The organism is Pseudomonas sp. 1L-E-NC-VB-C3 (genome assembly GCF_057291535.1).
This window is the reverse complement of the sequence record NZ_JBXAWD010000001.1, coordinates 569774-588735: the sequence shown is the minus strand read 5'-3', so window position 1 is coordinate 588735 and position 18962 is coordinate 569774. Positions and strand designations below refer to the sequence as shown.

15 protein-coding genes are annotated in these 18962 nt (G+C 60.8%); 7 read left to right on the top strand and 8 right to left on the bottom strand.

Translation table 11 applies throughout. The features are described from left to right. Positions 1 to 62: 62 nt before the first annotated feature. Positions 63 to 2246 carry a DNA helicase II gene (gene uvrD, locus AC0Z5Z_RS02645; RefSeq protein WP_016772450.1) on the bottom strand — a complete coding sequence of 728 codons (2184 nt, stop codon included), beginning with the start codon at positions 2244 to 2246 and terminating at the stop codon, positions 63 to 65. 256 nt (positions 2247 to 2502) lie between these two features. Here uvrD and AC0Z5Z_RS02640 point away from each other — a divergent pair, with 256 nt between their 5' ends. The 3 genes from AC0Z5Z_RS02640 (at position 2503) to AC0Z5Z_RS02630 (ending at position 6807) form a co-directional block, all read left to right on the top strand. Continuing rightward, entirely contained in the window at positions 2503 to 5376 is a 2874-nt protein-coding gene (locus AC0Z5Z_RS02640) for a putative bifunctional diguanylate cyclase/phosphodiesterase (protein ID WP_485610653.1), read from the top strand. A 127-nt stretch (positions 5377 to 5503) separates the two neighbouring features. After that, positions 5504 to 6370, top strand: coding sequence for a transcriptional regulator HexR (hexR, locus tag AC0Z5Z_RS02635; RefSeq protein ID WP_007962240.1), 867 nt, complete (start codon positions 5504 to 5506; stop codon positions 6368 to 6370). A 233-nt stretch (positions 6371 to 6603) separates the two neighbouring features. After that, entirely contained in the window at positions 6604 to 6807 is a 204-nt protein-coding gene (locus AC0Z5Z_RS02630) for a PA3496 family putative envelope integrity protein (protein WP_423663674.1), read from the top strand. On the opposite strand, the gene AC0Z5Z_RS02625 is transcribed toward AC0Z5Z_RS02630, so the two are convergent. Next, a complete protein-coding gene (locus AC0Z5Z_RS02625; RefSeq protein ID WP_252868494.1) occupies positions 6749 to 7711 on the bottom strand; it encodes a LysR family transcriptional regulator in 963 nt (320 codons plus the stop codon). The two genes, AC0Z5Z_RS02630 and AC0Z5Z_RS02625, sit on opposite strands and share 59 nt — an antisense overlap. Positions 7712 to 7901: 190 nt before the next feature. Between AC0Z5Z_RS02625 and AC0Z5Z_RS02620 the strand changes: the two genes are divergently transcribed. Further along, positions 7902 to 9317, top strand: a complete 1416-nt coding sequence (locus AC0Z5Z_RS02620; protein WP_024014853.1) for an acetyl-CoA carboxylase biotin carboxylase subunit — start codon at positions 7902 to 7904, stop codon at positions 9315 to 9317. A gap of 101 nt (positions 9318 to 9418) precedes the next feature. Then, positions 9419 to 11227 carry a sodium-extruding oxaloacetate decarboxylase subunit alpha gene (gene oadA / locus AC0Z5Z_RS02615; RefSeq protein ID WP_122612789.1) on the top strand — a complete coding sequence of 603 codons (1809 nt, stop codon included), beginning with the start codon at positions 9419 to 9421 and terminating at the stop codon, positions 11225 to 11227. Between the two features lie 212 nt (positions 11228 to 11439). Here the strand turns inward: oadA and AC0Z5Z_RS02610 are convergent, their stop codons facing one another. Next, positions 11440 to 13677 (bottom strand): autotransporter outer membrane beta-barrel domain-containing protein, encoded by a 2238-nt coding sequence (locus AC0Z5Z_RS02610; RefSeq protein ID WP_406227888.1) that lies wholly within the window; start codon positions 13675 to 13677, stop codon positions 11440 to 11442. Between the two features lie 330 nt (positions 13678 to 14007). Between AC0Z5Z_RS02610 and AC0Z5Z_RS02605 the strand changes: the two genes are divergently transcribed. Next, positions 14008 to 14307, top strand: a complete 300-nt coding sequence (locus AC0Z5Z_RS02605; protein ID WP_056790965.1) for a helix-turn-helix domain-containing protein — start codon at positions 14008 to 14010, stop codon at positions 14305 to 14307. Between the two features lie 7 nt (positions 14308 to 14314). On the opposite strand, the gene AC0Z5Z_RS02600 is transcribed toward AC0Z5Z_RS02605, so the two are convergent. Next, positions 14315 to 15151 carry an amino acid ABC transporter permease gene (locus AC0Z5Z_RS02600; RefSeq protein WP_315435209.1) on the bottom strand — a complete coding sequence of 279 codons (837 nt, stop codon included), beginning with the start codon at positions 15149 to 15151 and terminating at the stop codon, positions 14315 to 14317. Then, positions 15148 to 15966, bottom strand: a complete 819-nt coding sequence (locus tag AC0Z5Z_RS02595) for an ABC transporter substrate-binding protein (protein WP_095181205.1) — start codon at positions 15964 to 15966, stop codon at positions 15148 to 15150. The genes AC0Z5Z_RS02600 and AC0Z5Z_RS02595 overlap by 4 nt, the downstream gene beginning before the upstream one ends. A 113-nt stretch (positions 15967 to 16079) precedes the next feature. Here AC0Z5Z_RS02595 and AC0Z5Z_RS02590 point away from each other — a divergent pair, with 113 nt between their 5' ends. After that, the gene (locus AC0Z5Z_RS02590) at positions 16080 to 16982 is read left to right on the top strand and encodes a homocysteine S-methyltransferase family protein (protein ID WP_305381804.1); all 903 of its coding nucleotides are present in this window, start codon (positions 16080 to 16082) and stop codon (positions 16980 to 16982) included. 122 nt (positions 16983 to 17104) lie between these two features. Here the strand turns inward: AC0Z5Z_RS02590 and AC0Z5Z_RS02585 are convergent, their stop codons facing one another. From AC0Z5Z_RS02585 to AC0Z5Z_RS02575, 3 genes are read right to left on the bottom strand one after another with little or no spacing between them, the layout of a single operon-like run. After that, positions 17105 to 17776, bottom strand: coding sequence for a GNAT family N-acetyltransferase (locus AC0Z5Z_RS02585; protein ID WP_122698744.1), 672 nt, complete (start codon positions 17774 to 17776; stop codon positions 17105 to 17107). 12 nt (positions 17777 to 17788) lie between these two features. Further along, entirely contained in the window at positions 17789 to 18235 is a 447-nt protein-coding gene (locus AC0Z5Z_RS02580) for a GNAT family N-acetyltransferase (protein WP_122698743.1), read from the bottom strand. 10 nt (positions 18236 to 18245) lie between these two features. Continuing rightward, positions 18246 to 18869, bottom strand: a complete 624-nt coding sequence (locus AC0Z5Z_RS02575) for an FMN-binding negative transcriptional regulator (protein WP_236167796.1) — start codon at positions 18867 to 18869, stop codon at positions 18246 to 18248. Positions 18870 to 18962: the final 93 nt, after the last annotated feature.

The window sequence follows — 18962 nt, the reverse complement described above, 5'->3', positions numbered from 1 at the left end:
TTGCTTGATGACACAGCGCTTTCGCGAGCAGGCTCGCTCCCACATGGGTTCAGTGCCGGTGATTAAATCGCTTCCAGCTTGGCATAGCCGAGCATCAGCCACTTGCTGCCTTCGCTGAAGTTCACCTGCACCCGGGCCTGGGCGCCGGAACCTTCGAAGTTGAGGATCACACCCTCGCCGAAGATCGAATGACGTACGGCCTGACCGAGCACAAAACCGGTTTCCGGAATCTCGCTGCCGCTGAACAGGCTGCTGCCGCTCATCGACTGGTTGCCGCCGAACGGTCGGCTGACGCTATTGGACAGGCGCACTTCCTGGATCAGGCCTTTGGGCACCTCGCGGACGAAACGCGATACCTTGTTATAGGTTTCGCTGCCGTACAGGCGCCGGGTTTCCGCGTAGGTCATGACCAGATTCTGCATCGCCCGGGTGATACCGACGTAAGCCAGACGCCGTTCCTCTTCAAGACGCCCCGGTTCTTCCAGGCTCATCTTGTGCGGGAACAGGCCTTCTTCCATGCCCACGAGGAACACGTACGGGAATTCCAGGCCTTTGGCGCTGTGCAGGGTCATCAGCTGAACGCTGTCTTCGTGCTCGTCGGCCTGAGTGTCGCCGGCCTCCAGCGAAGCGTGGCCGAGGAACGCCGCCAGTGGCGTGAGTTCTTCGTCTTCTTCGGTGTTCTCGAAGTTGCGTGCGGCGCTGACCAGTTCCTCAAGGTTTTCTACCCGGGCCTGGCCTTTTTCGCCTTTTTCCGCTTCGTGATAAGCGATCAGGCCGGATTGCTCGATGACGGTTTGCGTCATCAGGTGCAGCGGCATCTCGGCGCACTTGGCGGCGAGGTTCTCGATCAGTTCGATAAACGCACCGAGCGCGCTCGCGGCGCGCCCGGTCAGGCCTTTGTTGGCCACCAGTAGGCGCATCGCTTCCCACATCGACACGTCGCTGTGCCGCGCATGCTCGCGAATCGCTTCGACGGTTTTCTCGCCGATGCCCCGCGCCGGTACGTTGATCACCCGCTCCAGCGCCGCGTCGTTGCCGCGACCTTCAAGCAAACGCAGGTAGGCCATGGCGTTCTTGATTTCCGCGCGTTCGAAGAAGCGCTGCCCGCCATAGATGCGGTACGGGATACGCTCGCGCAGCAGGGCTTCTTCAAGCACCCGCGATTGGGCGTTGGAGCGGTACAGAATGGCGATATCGCTACGGGCCAGACCGGTTTTCAGCGCGCTTTCGATGGTTTCCACCACGTAGCGCGCTTCGTCGTGCTCGTTGAACGCGGCGTACAGGTTGATCGCTTCGCCGTCGCCGCCGTCGGTCCACAGCTCTTTACCGAGACGCCCGGTGTTGTTGGCGATCAGCGCGTTGGCGGCTTTGAGGATGCCGGCGGTGGAGCGGTAATTCTGTTCCAGACGAATCGTTTCGGAGTCCGGGAAGTCCGAAGAGTACTGATGGATGTTCTCGATCTTCGCCCCGCGCCAGCCGTAAATCGACTGGTCGTCGTCGCCGACCACCATCAGGCTGTCGCCGCCCTTGCCGAGCAGGCGCAACCAGGCGTACTGCACGGCGTTGGTGTCCTGGAATTCGTCGACCAGAATATGCCGGAAGCGCTTTTGGTAGTGCGCCAGCAGGCCCGGGTGATCGCGCCACAGATCGAGCGCGCGCAGCAGCAATTCGGAGAAGTCGATCACGCCAGCCCGCAGGCACGCCGCCTCGTAGGCTTCGTAGATGCCGCGCATGGTGGCGAGGAACAGGTCGCCGCTGGCCTGAATGTGTTGCGGCCGCAGACCTTCGTCTTTCTGGCCGTTGATGAACCACTGCGCCTGACGCGCCGGCCAGCGTTGCTCGTCCAGGCCCAGTTCGCGGATCACCCGCTTGACCAGACGCTGCTGGTCATCGCTGTCGAGAATCTGAAAGGTCTGGCTCAGGCCCGCTTCCTGCCAGTGCGCCCGCAGCAAGCGGTGCGCGAGGCCGTGGAAGGTGCCGACCCACATGCCGGCCGGGTTGATGCCCAGCAACTGCTCGATGCGATGGCGCATCTCGGCAGCGGCCTTGTTGGTGAAGGTCACCGACAGGATGGAGTGAGGCGAGGCGTTTTCGACCTGGATCAACCAGGCGATACGGTGCACCAGCACTCGGGTTTTACCGGAACCGGCGCCGGCCAGGACCAACTGACGGCCAACGGGGGCTGCTACGGCCTGGCGTTGGGCATCGTTGAGGGAGTTCAGCAGAAGGGAGAGATCATCGCGCATCGGGGCATTCTAGGGTGCGCCGCAGGCCCGGGCAAACCGTGCGTTGCATTAGCCGATGAAAGTGCTGCCGATGACGACCGGTCGGTCACTGGCTGCAGGCTTCGGCCCGTCTCGCCTGAGGGGTTGCAGCGGTGCGCAAGCGGCGGAAAATTTCCCCGCAATTGTGATCGGCAGCAGTTTGGCATCGGGATCGGCTTGTGTATGCTCCGTCCACGTTTCGGGCGCACGCCCTCCTATAAGAACAAGAACGTTGCCCATGATCCTCAGCGCCGAACTGTCGGGGCCCTCCGTGGACCCCCGGGTGATCCGCAAGCACTATGCCGTCGAAATGGCGGTGGAGCGCACGCGTCTGCTGTATCAGGGCTCGTTGTTGCCCACGCTGTTCATGTTGATCAATGGTCTGGTCTGCGCCGCTTTGCTCTGGAGCCCGCAGCGCTACTTCGTGGTCAGCGTCTGGCTGGTGTGGCTGCTGTCGCTGGTCGCGCTGCGGGTGATTCAGGTGGCCGCGTTCGATTCGGCGATTCCCGATCGTCAGGCCCGGCCAATCTGGTTCCGCATGTTCCTGCTCGGTTCGACCATGACCGGCCTGACCCTGGCCGGAGCCGGCATCGCTCTGGTGCCCGCTGACAACTTCATGCAGCAAGCCTGGGTGTTCGGCCTGATCGGCGCGGCAACGCTGTCGGCCAGCGTCGCCTACGCGGTGAGCCTGCCGGCGTTCCTCTCGTTTACCTTGCCGTGCCTGCTGCCAGCGATCGGCTACCTGTTCTGGGGCGGCGACGATCAGGCGCGGGGCTGGGGCTGGCTGGGGCTGATCCTGCTCGGTTCGCTGAGCGTGGTGGCATGGCAGGTCAATCGGCTGATCGACCGTGGATTGCTGCGGCGTTTCCAGAATCAGCACCTGATCGAGCATTTGCAGCAAGCGCAGACGCGCAGCGAACAACTCAATCAGGAGCTTGGCAAAGAGATCGAACAGCGCCGCTGTGCCGAGGCGCAGTTGCGTGAAGCGCAGGTCGATCTCGAAGATCGCGTGGCCCAGCGCAGCCGCGAACTGGATGCCGCCAATCAGGCCCTGAGCAAAAGCGAAGCGCGCCTGGCGCTTGCGCTCAAGGCCAGTGAGCTCGGATTGTGGGACTGGAACCTGCAGACCGACGAAGTCCATCACACACAGATTCAGGAACTGTTCGGCCTCGCCCCGGAGTACGTCACCGCGCTGCTGCGCGACCTCAAGCCACGACTGCACCCCGAAGACGTGCCGTCACTCAAGTTCGCCCTGGTCGAGCATTTGAAGGGGCGCACCGAGGATTATCAGGTTGAGTATCGCCTGCGCCACGGCGACGGCCACTGGGTGTGGATCGAGGACCGTGGCCGCGCCGTAGAGCGCAGCGCCAGCGGCCGGGTGATCCGCATGGTCGGCACTCGCCGCGATATCAGCGCCAGCAAAAGCCTTGAAGAGCAGCAGCGGCTGGCGGCCACGGTGTTCGAAGCGGCCAGCGAAGGCATCGTGATTCTCGACCCGAACTACGCGCTGATTGCGATCAACCAGGCGTTCAGCCGGGTCACCGGTTACGAGATCGACGACATGCTCGGGCGCAACGTCGTCGAGTTGCCCTGCAGCCGCGATGCCCATCGCCACTATGTGGCGATCCGGCATGCACTGGAGCAGCACGGCAGTTGGCAGGGTGAGTTGGTGGAAACCCGCAAGAACGGCGAGTTGTACCCGCAGTGGTTGCAGCTCAACGCGGTGCGCGACAGCCGGGGCAATGTCAGCCATGTTGTCGGCTTCTTCGCCGACCTCTCGGCACGGCGTGCGTCGGAAGAACGCCTGCGTTATCTGACCCATTACGACGAGCTCACCGGCCTGGCCAACCGTTCACTGTTCCGCGAACGCCTGCACGAAGCCCATCAGCGGGTGCGGCAGGGCGGGCGCCGCAGTCTCGCATTGCTGCACATCAATCTGGATCGTTTCAAATTGCTCAATGACAGCCTCGGCCATGAAGTCGCCGATCAGCTGCTGCAAAAAATGGCGCGGCGGCTGGTCAATGCCTTGCCTGAGGCCGACACCATTGCGCGCTTGTCCGGAGACGAGTTTGCCGTGCTGTTCGATGCCTACGGCAATCTGTCGAGCCTGGCACGGGTGGCGACGCGGTTGTCGGCCAAGCTGCGTTTGCCGCTGAGCGTCGACGGGCATGAATTGGTGGTCAGCGCTTCGATGGGCATCAGCCTGTTGCCGGACAACGCGCGGGAGATTTCCGCGCTGGTCAGCCAGTCGAACATGGCCATGCAGCATGCCAAACATCTGGGCGGCAACAATTTCCAGTTCTTCACCGACAGCCTGCAAGCCAGCACACTCGAACGCTTGCAGCTGGAAAACCACTTGCGCCGAGCCATTGAAGAACAGCAACTGACAGTGTTCTACCAACCCAAACTGTGCCTGCAAACCGGCCGCATGAATGCCGCTGAAGCGCTGGTGCGCTGGGATCATCCGAGCATGGGCCAGGTGCCGCCGGCAGATTTCATTGGCCTGGCCGAAGAGACCGGTCTGATCGGGCCGATCGGCGAATTCGTTTTGCGTCAGGCGTGCTGGCAAGCCTGCGAATGGCAACGGCAGGGGCTGGCGCCGATCCGCGTGTCGGTGAACCTGTCGGTGCATCAACTGCGCCAAGGCAAGCTGGTCAGTCTGGTCCGGCAAGTGCTGGAAGAAACCGGGCTGGCGCCGCACTACCTCGAGCTGGAGCTGACCGAGAGCCATTTGCTCGACAGCGTCGAACACATCATTGCCACATTCCAGCAACTGCGCGATCTGGGGGTGAAACTGGCGATCGATGATTTCGGTACCGGGTATTCGTCGTTGAGTTACCTCAAGCGCATTCCGGTGGATTACGTGAAGATCGATCAGGCGTTCATTCGCGGCTTGAGCGAGGGCAGTGCGGACGCGGCGATCACTCGCGCGATCATCGCCATGGCCCACGGACTGGCCCTCAAAGTCGTCGCCGAGGGTGTCGAGCGTGAGGATCAGCTGGCATTTCTGCGCGCCGAACGCTGCGACGAAGTGCAAGGTTATCTGATCAGCCGGCCGGTGGACGCTGCCCGTCTGGCCGGGCTTTTGCGTGATCAGGCCAATCCGCAGTAAGGGCTACATGCACCTCAGCGCGCCTGATGCCGGGACATCGAGTTACGCATTGAGCAGGCAAAATGCCCATTCATGTAGTATAACTACAAGCTTGCTACATCCTTGCCCACAAGAAGAGTCCAGCCCCTTGAATCTGCTGCAACACATCGCCCAGTCACGTCACCTGTTACGCAAGTCGGAGCTCAAGGTCGCCGACCACGTGCTGCTTGACCCTGCGGCAGTGATGCACAGTTCCATGGCCGACCTGGCTCACAGCGTCGGCATCAGCGAGCCGACCATCGTGCGCTTCTGCCGCGCCATCGGTTGTTCCGGCTTTCAGGATCTCAAACTGAAACTGGCGCAAAGCCTGGCCGCCGGCGCCAGCTTCGGCCAGTTCGCGATCCACGAAGATGACTCCGTCGCCGACTACAGCCTGAAGATTTTCGACACCACGCTGCACACTTTGATGGAAGTGCGCGAGAAGCTCGACCCGGTCGAGTTGCAGCGCGCAGTGACGCTGATGTCGCAGGCGCAGCGTGTCGAGTTCTACGGCTTCGGTGCCTCGGGCGCGGTGGCGGCGGATGCGCAGCACAAGTTCTTCCGGTTGCTGCTGACCGCGGCGGCGTACTCCGACCCGCACATGCAGGCCATGTCAGCCGTTACCTTGAAACCGACCGATGTGGCGATCTGTATTTCCCAGTCGGGGCGCTCCAAGGATCTGCTGATCACAGCTAACCTCGTTCGCGAGAGCGGGGCGTCCTTGATCACCCTGTGCCCGAGCCAGACGCCGTTGGCCGAACTGTCGACCGTCAATCTGGCGATCGATGTGCATGAAGACACCGAGATCTACACGCCGCTGACCTCGCGAATCGCCCACCTGGTGGTGATCGACGTGCTGGCAATGGGCGTGGCCATGGCGCGCGGGCCGAGCCTGGTCAATCACCTCAAGAGCGTGAAGCGCAGTCTGCGCAGTCTGCGTTTGTCGCCCAAGGCCGTGAAAGCGCTGGACGATTGAGCAAGGTCGTTCCGACCTTGTTCGCGAGCAGGCTCGCTCCCACAGGGGGGCTTCTGAGAACATAAATTCTGGGTCATAACGGGATCAAATGTGGGAGCGAGCCTGCTCGCGAAAGCGTCCTCAACAACAGCACATCCCTGCGCACATTTCATCACATTGTCATCCCCGCGCAGCCAAACCGTCATCCCCCACGCCTATCGTGAAACTCCCGTACTCGCCCTGGGAGACTCGAAATGGCTCAGCCCTACGAAGAACGCAACAGCGCCGCGAAAACCCGTCGTCAGCAGGAAGATCAGCGCCGCATGGAATTTCGCCGCGCAATCGAGGATCGCTTCGAACTTCGCCAGCTTCAGGCCGAGATCGGCGATTTTCCCGAGATCACGCACTGGCAGGCAGTGCCCGCCGCTTCCCGTCGAAACGCTCAACCAGCGCAATAATCTGCGCCCGCTCGCTGCGGATGAACGCCAGGAAGGCGTGCGCCACCGGTGACAGCCGTTTGGCTTTGGCTTGCACCAGACACCAGCTGCGCATCAGCGGCAACTCCTCGACCGGCAGCTCGATCAGGCCGCCGGTCGCCAGCTCCAGGTTCAGGGCGTGGCGGGTCAGCAGCGCCAGGCCCAGACCCGCCAATACGCATTCGCGCTGAGCTTCGGCCGAGGCCACTTCCTGGGTCTGAGTGAAGTGCACGCGCTTTTCCTTAAAATATTCTTCGCAGGCCAGACGTGTGCCCGAGCCCGGCTCGCGGATCAGCAGCGTATACGGCTCCAGATCCTGCAAGCGCAACGGGCCCATGTGCGCCAGCGGGTGATCCGGGCGCGCCACGGCGACAATCGGATTGTTGAGGAACGGCAGGAATTCCAGGCCCATGTCCTGCGGCACCATCGACATGATCACCAGATCATCGCGATTGTCCGAGAGGCGACGGATGACCTGGCCACGGTTGACCACGGTCAGCTGCAAATTGACTTCCGGATGCTGGCGCTTGAACGCGGCGAACAGATGCGGCACGAAATATTTGGCGCTGGATTCCACCGCCAGTTTCAGCTGACCCTGCAGTGAACCCTGCATGTCCGACAGTTGCATGTCGAGGTTTTCCAGGCGCCCGAAAATGTCGCGGCTGGCGCGCTGAAGCGCTTCCGCCGCCTCGGTCATGTAGAGTTTTTTGCCGACATAGTCGAACAGCGGCTGGCCAATCAGCTCTTCCAGCTGACGAATCTGTAGGCTCACGGCCGGTTGTGTGAGGGACATTTCCTCGGCGGCGCGGCTGTACGAGCGTAAATCACACACCTCATTGAAGATCTGCAATTGACGCAACGTCATACGCATCAATGACTTACGCATATTTTTCAGGCTCGGTCAGCGGTCAGTTGCTTCAACTATAAGTGTTTGCTTATGCCTGACCCAATTTTTATTCATTTTTGTTAATCCCTCAGCAGCGCTAGTGTGGACCTGCGACTGAATTGAAACATTTGGTCACGCGTCGACCTGGGTCTAGCAGGTCGTGGTGCCACCGGCTCAAGGGAACCTCCAAGTGATAAAAAAGATCCTGATCGCCAACCGTGGTGAGATTGCCGTACGCATCGTACGAGCCTGCGCCGAAATGGGCATTCGCTCGGTTGCGATTTTCTCCGACGCCGATCGCCATGCCTTGCATGTGAAGCGTGCGGACGAGGCCCACAGCGTGGGTGCCGAGCCACTGGCCGGCTATCTGAACCCGCGCAAGCTGGTGAACCTGGCGGTGGAAACCGGCTGCGATGCGCTGCACCCCGGCTACGGCTTCCTTTCGGAAAACGCCGAGCTGGCGGAAATCTGCGCCGAGCGCGGCATCAAATTCATCGGCCCGTCGGCGGAGGTCATCCGGCGCATGGGCGACAAGACCGAAGCGCGCCGCAGCATGATCAAGGCCGGCGTACCGGTAACGCCCGGTACCGAAGGCAACGTCTCCGGCATCGAAGAAGCCTTGGTCGAAGGCGACCGTATCGGTTATCCGGTAATGCTCAAGGCCACCTCCGGTGGTGGCGGGCGCGGTATCCGTCGCTGCAACAGCCGCGAAGAACTCGAACAGAACTTCCCCCGGGTCATCTCCGAAGCCACCAAGGCGTTCGGTTCGGCGGAAGTGTTCCTGGAAAAATGCATCGTCAATCCCAAGCACATTGAAGCGCAGATCCTTGGCGACAGCTTCGGCAATGTCGTGCACCTGTTCGAGCGTGACTGCTCGATCCAGCGCCGCAACCAGAAGCTGATCGAGATCGCGCCGAGCCCGCAGCTGACCCCGGAACAGCGCGCCTACATCGGCGACCTGTCGGTACGTGCAGCCAAGGCTGTGGGCTACGAGAACGCCGGCACCGTGGAGTTCCTGCTCGCCGAGGGCGAGGTGTACTTCATGGAAATGAACACGCGGGTGCAGGTGGAACACACCATCACCGAAGAAATCACCGGCATCGACATCGTCCGCGAACAGATTCGCATCGCTTCCGGCCTGCCGCTATCGGTGAAGCAGGAAGACATTCAGCACCGTGGCTTTGCGTTGCAGTTCCGTATCAACGCCGAAGACCCGAAGAACAACTTCCTGCCGAGTTTCGGCAAGATCACCCGTTACTACGCCCCCGGCGGCCCGGGCGTGCGCACCGACACGGCGATCTATACCGGCTACACCATTCCACCGTTCTACGACTCGATGTGCCTGAAACTGGTGGTCTGGGCGCTGACCTGGGAAGAGGCGATGGACCGTGGCCTGCGCGCCCTCGACGACATGCGTCTGCAGGGCGTGAAGACCACCGCCGCGTACTACCAGGAAATCCTGCGCAACCCGGAATTCCGTAGCGGCCAGTTCAACACCAGCTTCGTTGAAAGCCACCCGGAACTGACCAACTACTCGATCAAGCGCAAACCCGAAGAGCTGGCCCTGGCCATCGCCGCCGCCATCGCCGCCCACGCAGGCCTATGAATGAAGCAGCTGCGAGCTTTCAGCTGCAAGCGGCAAGTAAAAGCAGATTGGCTTTTTCTTGCAGCTCGTAGCTTGAAGCTTGCCGCTATGAGGAGATACCAATGACTAAGAAGATCTTCGTTACCGACACCATCCTGCGCGACGCTCACCAATCGCTGCTCGCCACCCGCATGCGCACCGAAGACATGCTGCCGATCTGCGACAAGCTCGACAAGGTCGGCTACTGGTCGCTGGAATGCTGGGGCGGCGCGACGTTCGACGCCTGCGTGCGCTTTCTCAAGGAAGACCCGTGGGAGCGCCTGCGCCAACTGCGTGCGGCGCTGCCCAACACCCGCCTGCAAATGCTCCTGCGCGGGCAGAATCTGCTCGGCTATCGCCACTACAGCGATGACGTGGTCAAAGCCTTCGTCGCCAAGGCAGCGGTGAACGGCATCGACGTGTTCCGCATCTTCGATGCGATGAACGATGTGCGTAACCTGCGCGTTGCCATTGAAGCAGTGAAAGCTGCAGGCAAACATGCGCAAGGCACCATCGCCTACACCACCAGCCCGGTGCACACCATCGACGCTTTCGTCACCCAGGCCAAGCAAATGGAATCCATGGGCTGCGACTCGGTAGCGATCAAGGACATGGCCGGTCTGCTGACCCCGTATGCCACTGGTGAACTGGTGCGTGCTCTGAAAGCCGAGCAGTCGTTGCCGGTGTTCATCCACTCCCACGACACCGCCGGCCTGGCCGCCATGTGCCAGCTCAAGGCGATCGAAAACGGCGCCGATCACATCGATACCGCAATCTCCAGCTTCGCCTCGGGCACCAGCCACCCGGGCACCGAATCAATGGTCGCCGCGCTCAAGGGCACCGAGTACGACACCGGCCTGAATCTGGAGCTGCTCCAGGAAATCGGCCTGTACTTCTATGCCGTACGCAAGAAGTACCACCAGTTCGAAAGCGAATTCACCGCCGTCGATACCCGTGTGCAGGTCAACCAAGTGCCGGGCGGGATGATCTCCAACCTCGCCAACCAGTTGAAAGAGCAGGGCGCTCTGAATCGCATGGGCGAAGTGCTCGCAGAAATCCCGCGCGTACGTGAAGACCTCGGCTTCCCGCCGCTGGTGACCCCAACCTCGCAAATCGTCGGCACCCAGGCGTTCTTCAACGTACTGGCCGGCGAGCGCTACAAGACCATCACCAACGAAGTGAAGCTGTATCTGCAGGGCGGTTACGGCAAGGCGCCGGGGGTGGTCAATGAAAAACTGCGCCGTCAGGCGATCGGCAGCGAAGACGTCATCGACGTGCGCCCGGCCGATCTGCTCAAGCCGGAAATGACCAAGCTGCGTGCCGATATCGGAGCTCTGGCCAAATCCGAAGAAGACGTACTGACCTTCGCCATGTTCCCGGACATCGGCCGCAAGTTCCTTGAAGAACGCGCCGCCGGCACCCTTACCCCTGAAGTGCTGCTGCCTATCCCGGAAGCGGGCGCCGTTGCCTCGGCGGGTGGCGAAGGTGTGCCGACCGAGTTTGTCATCGATGTGCACGGCGAAACCTATCGCGTCGACATCACTGGTGTCGGCGTCAAGGCCGAAGGCAAGCGCCACTTCTATCTGTCCATCGACGGCATGCCGGAAGAAGTGGTGTTCGAACCGCTCAACGAATTTGTCGGTGGTGGCAGCAGCAAACGCAAACAGGCCTCGGCACCAGGCCACGTGAGCACCACCATGCCGGGCAACATCGTTGATGTGCTGGTCAAGGAGGGCGATACCGTCAAGGCAGGCCAGGCGGTACTGATCACCGAAGCGATGAAGATGGAGACCGAAGTCCAGGCTGCCATTGCCGGCAAGGTCACGGCGATTCATGTGGCCAAGGGCGACCGGGTCAACCCAGGCGAAATCCTCATCGAGATCGAAGGCTGAGATAACAGTCGCGATCCAATGCTTTAAACCTCGGGGGGGGCATGTGCTCCCCTTTTTTTTGCCTGTGATTTTCCGACCTTGTCAGGTCATTGTCAGGGACCGCATGTGGGAGCGAGCCTGCTCGCGAATGCGCCAGGTCAGCCAATAGCATCTTTGTATGATTCACCGCTTTCGCGATCAGGCTCGCTCCCACAGGAGGCGTGCTTAATCCATCAGAACGCCATGCGCCATTGACCCGCTACGCCATACGTTCGGCTGTCGCTGCCCAGCTCACCCGTCAAGCCCACGCCCAGTGTGTGCGCAGCCGAAAGACCAAGATCGAGCCCCGCATCCAGCGACAGACTGTTCCGATCCAGTGCCGCGCCGGTCACTTCGAAGCGCTTGCCGCCCTTGCGCAGTTGCTGGCGGGTGTCACTGTCGATGTCACCGTAGGTATGTTTCCAGCCTGCGCTCAATCGCGGGGTCAAATGCATGCCGTTATCCAGCGTATTGACCTGCGCAACACGCAGACCGAAGGTGCTGCTGAAGTTGTCGCGGGTCTGGCCGTAGACTTTCAACGCCGCGTCGCCGCCCTTTTCGTTGTAGCTGTCGCGCTGATAGCGCTGATAGCCGAGGCTGGCGAAGGGTTCGAGGGTCACGTTGTTGCGGCCCAGGTTGAACCCGGCCTCGGCAAATGCTTGCTGAGTATTGGCGTCGTAATTGCCCTTGAGACGATCGCTGAAACCCTTGAACGCTACCCGCCGTGTGCTGCTGCCGTCATGGCTGGCGTAGGTCGCGCCGAGACGCAGCGACAGCGGGCCGTCCTGACGCACGGCATAGGCACCGAGGTGCCAGCTGTCGAGGTCGCCGTCGTACTGGCGGGCATCGAGTTTCGTCTGCGATTTGCCGCCAAGCAGGCCGACATGCCAGTGCTCATCGAGTCGCCAGTCAGCGCCCACGACCAGCCCTTGCGTGGCATGTTGGAGGATGCCGTCAGCGTCGCGGTCAACCTTGCCGCCGTGGCCCAGCGCCTGAACCCACACCCGTCCGGAGTCTTCGTTGCCTGCGGCCTGACGCGGTGAACTGCGCGAGCCGTCAGTAGAGTCGGAACGGTTGTCCAGTTGGCGCATCGCCGAGAGCATGCTCGTACTGATCGGCGTGATACTGCTCAGCGTGGCTTTGGCGAGGTTGGCATTGCTGCCTGCGGCAAGTTGATCGAGGGCGATTGGCGCGGTGGTTTTATCGCTGGTCAGCAGTGCGGCGACGGCCCTGTTGGCGCCGATTTCGAAAGCTCGAGTGGAAGCCTCTCGATTATCCATGCTCCGCGCAATCGAACGAGCACTGCGCGTTTGGGCCAGTTCTTCGAACCCTACATCGTTGCGCACGTAGTGCAGTTTCACGGCGTTTGGCTCATAGGAGAGCGTTGGTGTCATGTAGGCCAGATTCGTGGTGACCTCACCGAACTCGCCATCAATGACGTTTGCAGACAACAGCCGATACTCATTGGTACGAGCGTAGTCGCCCGGTACGCCATAAATCTCGACACGCGCACCTCCCAGGCTTGCGGTGCCCTTAACATGCACGGGATCTGAGCCGCGGTCGGCAGATACGGCGTAAGAAAACACAGCGTCCTTTTGGAGCGTCAGATTGCCTTTGATATTGGGAGAGCCGTGTTGCTGGCTGGCAAGCAGTGTTCCTGCGACATACAGCCCCGTCACATGTCCATAACCGCCAAAAACCGCTCCCGGGTCGACATCGACACCATTGATCGATGCGTAGTTGATCAGCACGGCGTCGGCTTTGACGTCAGCATCACCCTCGAAAGCGTGACGCAGGGTCCACTGTCCACGTGCGATACGCATGGCTGAGAAATTGCGCGTTTCACCGATCTCGCCGCCTTCTATGGCATTGAACAGCAGCCCGTTCGCACCTTCGCCACCGTCCAGGCGACCGTCCCAACGGGCGCCCTTATTGATCACCAGCAAGTCATCTCCATCGCCTAGTTGCAGGGATACGCCGCCGACATTCTCGAGTGGGCTCGAGACAAAAGAGCGCTGCGTCGTGACCGCAAACATGTCGCGTTCAAACGGGTCGACAAGATCGAATTCCTCATCGTCGGTTTCCTCCACCACGAACTCTGGAAACTCCAGCCCTTCATAAAAGGCCGGACTGAAATCCTCGATCGCAACCGTCGCGCGTACGGCATCGACCGAAGGCGCGTCAGAGGCCTGTCCGGGCGACGGAGAAGTGTGCTCCAGCGGGCCGATGAATTCCTTGATCGCAAACAAGTCATCAGGATCCGCTTTCGGCGTGGGCGTTTTCTTCTTTCGAGGCTTGGCGGTTTTGTCTTCGCTGATCTCTGCAGAAACCTGGACGTCAGGTTGCTGTTCGATGGACGCCTCGGCAGATCCAATGGTCAGCGCGATCGCCAAAGCGAGGTGATGGGGACGGTATTTGTGTAGGGCAGGCATCGAGTTCAACCTCCTTGTATGAAAGGCTCAACTCTATTGCTGCCTTGAAAAACACGATGTCGGTCGGTTCCTGATGCTGTGCAGGCGACGTCGGACCGTTCTGTCGAAAATCCTCACGGGATTTCGCAAACAAGACTTTTGCGCGGTGGCGGCGGTTCGTTTTCCTACAGCCGATATGGGTCACAGCGACATACGTCGGGGTACATCTGCATTGTTTTGCGTCGATTGAAGCCCCAGCGGCTCCCGTCTGCATTTTGTTGCAGTTTAATTACCAAAACTGTCATCACGCTGCATTAAATTGCGTCTTTCACAAAACGAATTAGCCGCGTCATGAGTAAACTCAAATCTGCACGGGACCTTACTGTCCTTGATCGAATGGCGCTCATCGAAAGCATTCAGCAATCACTGGCCGAAGGCACTCTGGAAATCGGTGACGCCGTGCGCCGTTTACGGGTCGAAGTCACCGGTCTGCATCAGACCCAGTTCGCGAAGATGTGCAAGATTTCAGTGCGCACGCTGGTGCATATCGAACATGGCGAAGGCAATCAGACCCTGAAGTCGCTGAACGCGGTGTTCCGCCCATTCGGCATGAAAATGGGCGTAGTGCGGATTCGCCGGGACACCATTTGAATGCACCTCAACTACGGCGCACATACGCCTTGCCGTAATGCCGCTCCATCCGTGCCTGAATCAGCTCCAGCCCGATCGACATCAGCCAGTAGATGATCGCCGCCGTGGTGAGCATTTCGATGTAGCGATAGCTTGAGCGCCCGTAGGACTGGGCGAGAAACATCACTTCCCAGACGCCCATTACCGAGATCAGCGACGAGTCCTTGAGCATCGAGATGAACTGGTTGGTGGTCGGCGGGATAATCGTGCGCATGGCCTGGGGCAGGGTGATGCGCCAGAAGATCACGCTTTCGCGCAGGCCCAGCGCCAGGGATGCTTCGCGTTGGCCGTGATCGATGCCGAGGATGCCGGCGCGGAAGATTTCGCTCAGGTAGGCGCCATAGTTCAGCGACAGGGCAATGATGCCGGCGACGATGGCGCCGGGGACGATGCCCAGTTGCGGCAGGCCGAGGTAGATCAGCAGGATCTGGATCAGCAATGGCGTGCCGCGAAAGAACGAGGTGTAGAAACTGGCGATGCCAAACGCCACGGCGCTGCTCGACAGGCGCGCCAGCGCGGTGATGAAACCGAGCAGCGACGAGGCGATGATCGAGCAGGCGCAGAGAAACAGCGTCAGCGCTGCGCCTTGCAGGAAGCCGTTTGGCGCCAGCTTCAGGCCAACGAGGTTGGGCAGTTTGTCGAGGATGATCGCGAACTTCAGGTCGAAGCTCAGGAAGAATCCGGCGAACAGGCAGAACAGCGCCGCCCACGTCAGGTACAGGCGCGTGCGGAAACCAAAGAGCTTTTGCAGGCGTGTTTCAGCCACCGGTTGCGGTGGCTGTGGCGGGGTCGGAAAAGAAGTCATTGGCTGATGTCGGCGCCGATCCATTTCTGCGACAGCTTGCTCAGAGTGCCGTCCTGTTTCAGCTGGGCGAAAACCTCGCGCACCTTGGCGTCCCACTGCGGATCACCCTTTTCGATGGCCACCGAGTTGGGTTCCGAGTACAGCGGTTCGCCGGCCAATTTGAAGCGCTGGTCCTGATTCAGACGCGGCTGTGCGGTGACCAGATTGGTAAGGATTGCATCCAGGCGCACGCCGGCGCCCAGGCCCAGATCCTGGAAGGCGACGTTGTCGGTGTCATAAGGAGCGATCTGCACATCCTCGAACGGATACTGCAACTGCGTATCCTCGGCGCCTTCGATCACCAGATTTTTGTTCAGATAACTTTCGTAGCTGGAGGCGCTGGTCAGGCCGACTTTTTTGCCGCTCAGATCCTTGGCGCTGTGGATGCGATCGTCCTTGGCATTGACCACGATTACCGCTGGCGAGGCGTAGTACTCGACCGGGAAGTCGAACACTTCTGCGCGGGCCTTGCTCGGGGTCATCGAGCAGATGCAGATGTCGTAGCGCCCGCTCCAGCGGCCGGCGGCGATCACGTCCCAGGACGGCGTTTCGAGACGCAGTTTGACGCCAAGCTTGTCCGCCACCGCTTTGGCAACGTCGACATCGAAACCGTCGAGTTGATTCTGCTCATTGAGAAACGAGAAGGGCGGATAGCTTTCCATGAGCACGCCGACCAGCTCTTTTTTCTGTTCGACGCGGTCCAGCGTCGCGCCGCCGAAGGCTTGGGTGGAGGCCAGAATGGTCAGGCCCAGGGCCAATAGCGGTTGGAATTTCACAGTCGCTTCCTGTTGAAAAAAGAGGTTGTTATTAACCGAGTGGTGCGTATTAAATAGTTATAAGAACGACTCTGATAGTGAGTTATTTTCATAAGCATATGAGTGAAAAGCATATGGGCGCAGCAAGTACGGTCATTCTCGATGGCGGCATGGGCCGTGAACTGCAACGCGCCGGGGCGCCATTTCGCCAGCCCGAGTGGTCGGCACTGGCGCTGAGCGAAGCGCCGCAGGCGGTCGAGGCGGTGCATGCCGCTTACATCAACAGCGGCGCCGACGTGATCACCAGCAACAGTTACGCGGTGGTGCCATTTCACATTGGCGAGGCGCGCTTTGCGGCTGAAGGCCAGGCGCTTGCGGCACTGGCGGGGGAGTTGGCGCGGCGGGCGGTGCAGGCATCCGGCAAGCCAGTGCGTGTTGCCGGTTCGTTGCCGCCGCTGTTTGGTTCGTATCGTCCGGATCTGTTCGAAGCGGATCGCGTGACCGAACTGTTGACGCCTTTGGTTAACGGTCTGGCGCCACATGTGGACCTGTGGCTGGCAGAAACGCAAAGCTCGATCGTCGAGGCCCGCGCTATCCACGCCGGGCTGCCGAAGGACGGCAAACCGTTCTGGCTTTCATTCACGCTCAAGGATGAAGACACCGATGAAGTGCCACGCCTGCGCTCCGGTGAGCCGGTAGCCGAAGCGGCTGCGCTGGCGGCTGAACTTGGCGTCGAGACCCTGCTGTTCAATTGCAGTCAGCCTGAAGTGATTGGCGCGGCCATCGACGCGGCGCGCGCAACCTTTGAGCGTCTCGGCGTCAGGATCAATATCGGCGCGTATGCCAACGCGTTTCCTCCGCAACCGAAAGAAGCCACGGCCAACGACGGCCTCGACCCGTTGCGTGACGATCTCGATCCGCCGGGGTATCTGCACTGGGCGCTGGACTGGCAACAGCGCGGCGCCAGTCATCTGGGTGGCTGCTGCGGGATCGGGCCAGAGCACATTGCGGTGCTGGCGCAAGAACTGCGTCGTTAAGAAAGACCCCGCCCATTGTGGGAGCGAGCCTGCTCGCGAAAGCGGTCAGTCAGGCCACATTTGCAGTGACTGACACAGCGCCTTCGCGAGCAGGCTCGCTCCCACAGGGGTATCCGTGAAGTTCAGCTACGGCATTCGGCCAGACCTTTGAGTTGGCCAGCAGGCGTCTGGTTTTCATCGCTCAGCCAGCGCTCGAACCCTGCACCAATCGCCGGCCATTCCGCATCCAGAATCGAATACCACGCGGTATCGCGGTTCTGCCCCTTGACCACCATGTGCTGGCGAAACACGCCTTCGAAGCTGAAGCCCAGACGCTCGGCCGCGTATTTGGAGCGGGCGTTGCCGTTGTTGCACTTCCATTCCAGGCGCCGGTAACCCAGCTCGAACGAATATTTGGCCAGCAGGTACACCGCCTCGGTGCTTTTCGGCGAGCGCTGCATTGGCGCACCGAAAGTGACGTGGCCGATTTCGATGCGGCCCTGCGCCGGGACGATCGACATCAGGCTGAGGATGCCTTGGACCTGACCAGTCGCACGGTCGATGACGCTGAAGAAATACGGGTCGCTGTTGGCCGCATGATTGTTCAGCCAGTCGTTGAACGCGCTGCGCTCGCGAAACGGACCGTAAGGCAGATAATCCCAGAGTTTCGGATCAGCACCCGGACCTTCGAGAGCGGCGTAAAGCTGCTCGGCATGGCGTACCGGGTCAAGTTTTTCCAGGCGGATGAAACGGCCTTCGAGCAGCGTGGCGGAGGGGGCGGGGACGCCTTTCCAGTCAGCGAGTGAAGCAGTCATGTGCGCGTCTCCTTAAAGGGCTTTACGAAACTGGATGAAGCCCGGGCGTTCGGCAATGCGCTCGTAGAGCCGGATCGCCGTGGCGTTGGTTTCATGGGTCAGCCAGTGGACTTTGCAGCAACCATCGGCCTTGGCGGTAGCGTAGACATGCTCGATCAACAGCCGACCGACACCGATGCCACGGGCTTCCGGCACCACCAGCAGATCCTGCAAATAGCAGGAATTTTCGATGCTCCAGTTCGAGCGATGATAGATGTAATGCACCATGCCCAATGCTTTGCCATCGGCCCACGCGAGGGCGGCGTGGGTCGGTTCATTCGGGTCGAGCAAGCGCTGCCAGGTGCTCTGGGTGACGGCGTCCGGCAGTTCCGTGTTGTAGAAGCGCAGGTACGCCTGCCATAGCGGCAGCCAAGCGGCGTGGTCGTTGGCGCTGACCGGGCGAATATCGATCTGAGTCATGCGGATTTCCTTAGCGCATCAGGCGGGCGAGGGTTTGATCGTTGGCGTCGGGGCTGGCGGCAAGGCCTTCGCGCACGCCGGCAATATCTTCGGCGCTGCGGTTCTGGCTGAGCTTGCGTTTGCCTTCGAGGCGGTCGATGGGAATGGCAAACCCGACGATGGCCTTGAGCATGCCGTCGATGTATTCGGCTGGCGCATCGTCGACCGACCATGGCTGGGCACGGCCTGCCTCGTGACGGTCGGTGAGGGTGCTGACAATGTCGAGCAACCGGCCGCCATCACTGAAGGTCTCGGCCTGGCCGTAGGCGTGCACGGCGATGTAGTTCCAGGTCGGCACGACCTTGCCGTGCTCGGCCTTGCTCGGATAGAAGCCCGGGCTTACGTAGGCGTCTGGTCCGGCGAAGATCAACATCGCCTCGGCGCCGTCACGCAGGTCTTTCCACTGCGGATTGGCCTTGGCCAGATGGCCGTAGAGCGTGCCGTATTCACCTTGTTCGCGATGCAGCAGCACCGGCACGTGGCTGGCTTGCAATCCGCTGTCACCGTGGCTGACCAGAATGGCCAGGCGCGTGGCGAGGATCAGTTCGTGCAGTTGGGACAAGTCTTCGATGGCAAAGGCGCGTGGCGTGTACATGGACAGATTTTCCTTGGCGAATGCCTGCATCCTAGGCAGGCTATTGGTCCGTTGTAAGAGCCATTGCCGAGCCATTTCATAGGTCCATTCGCC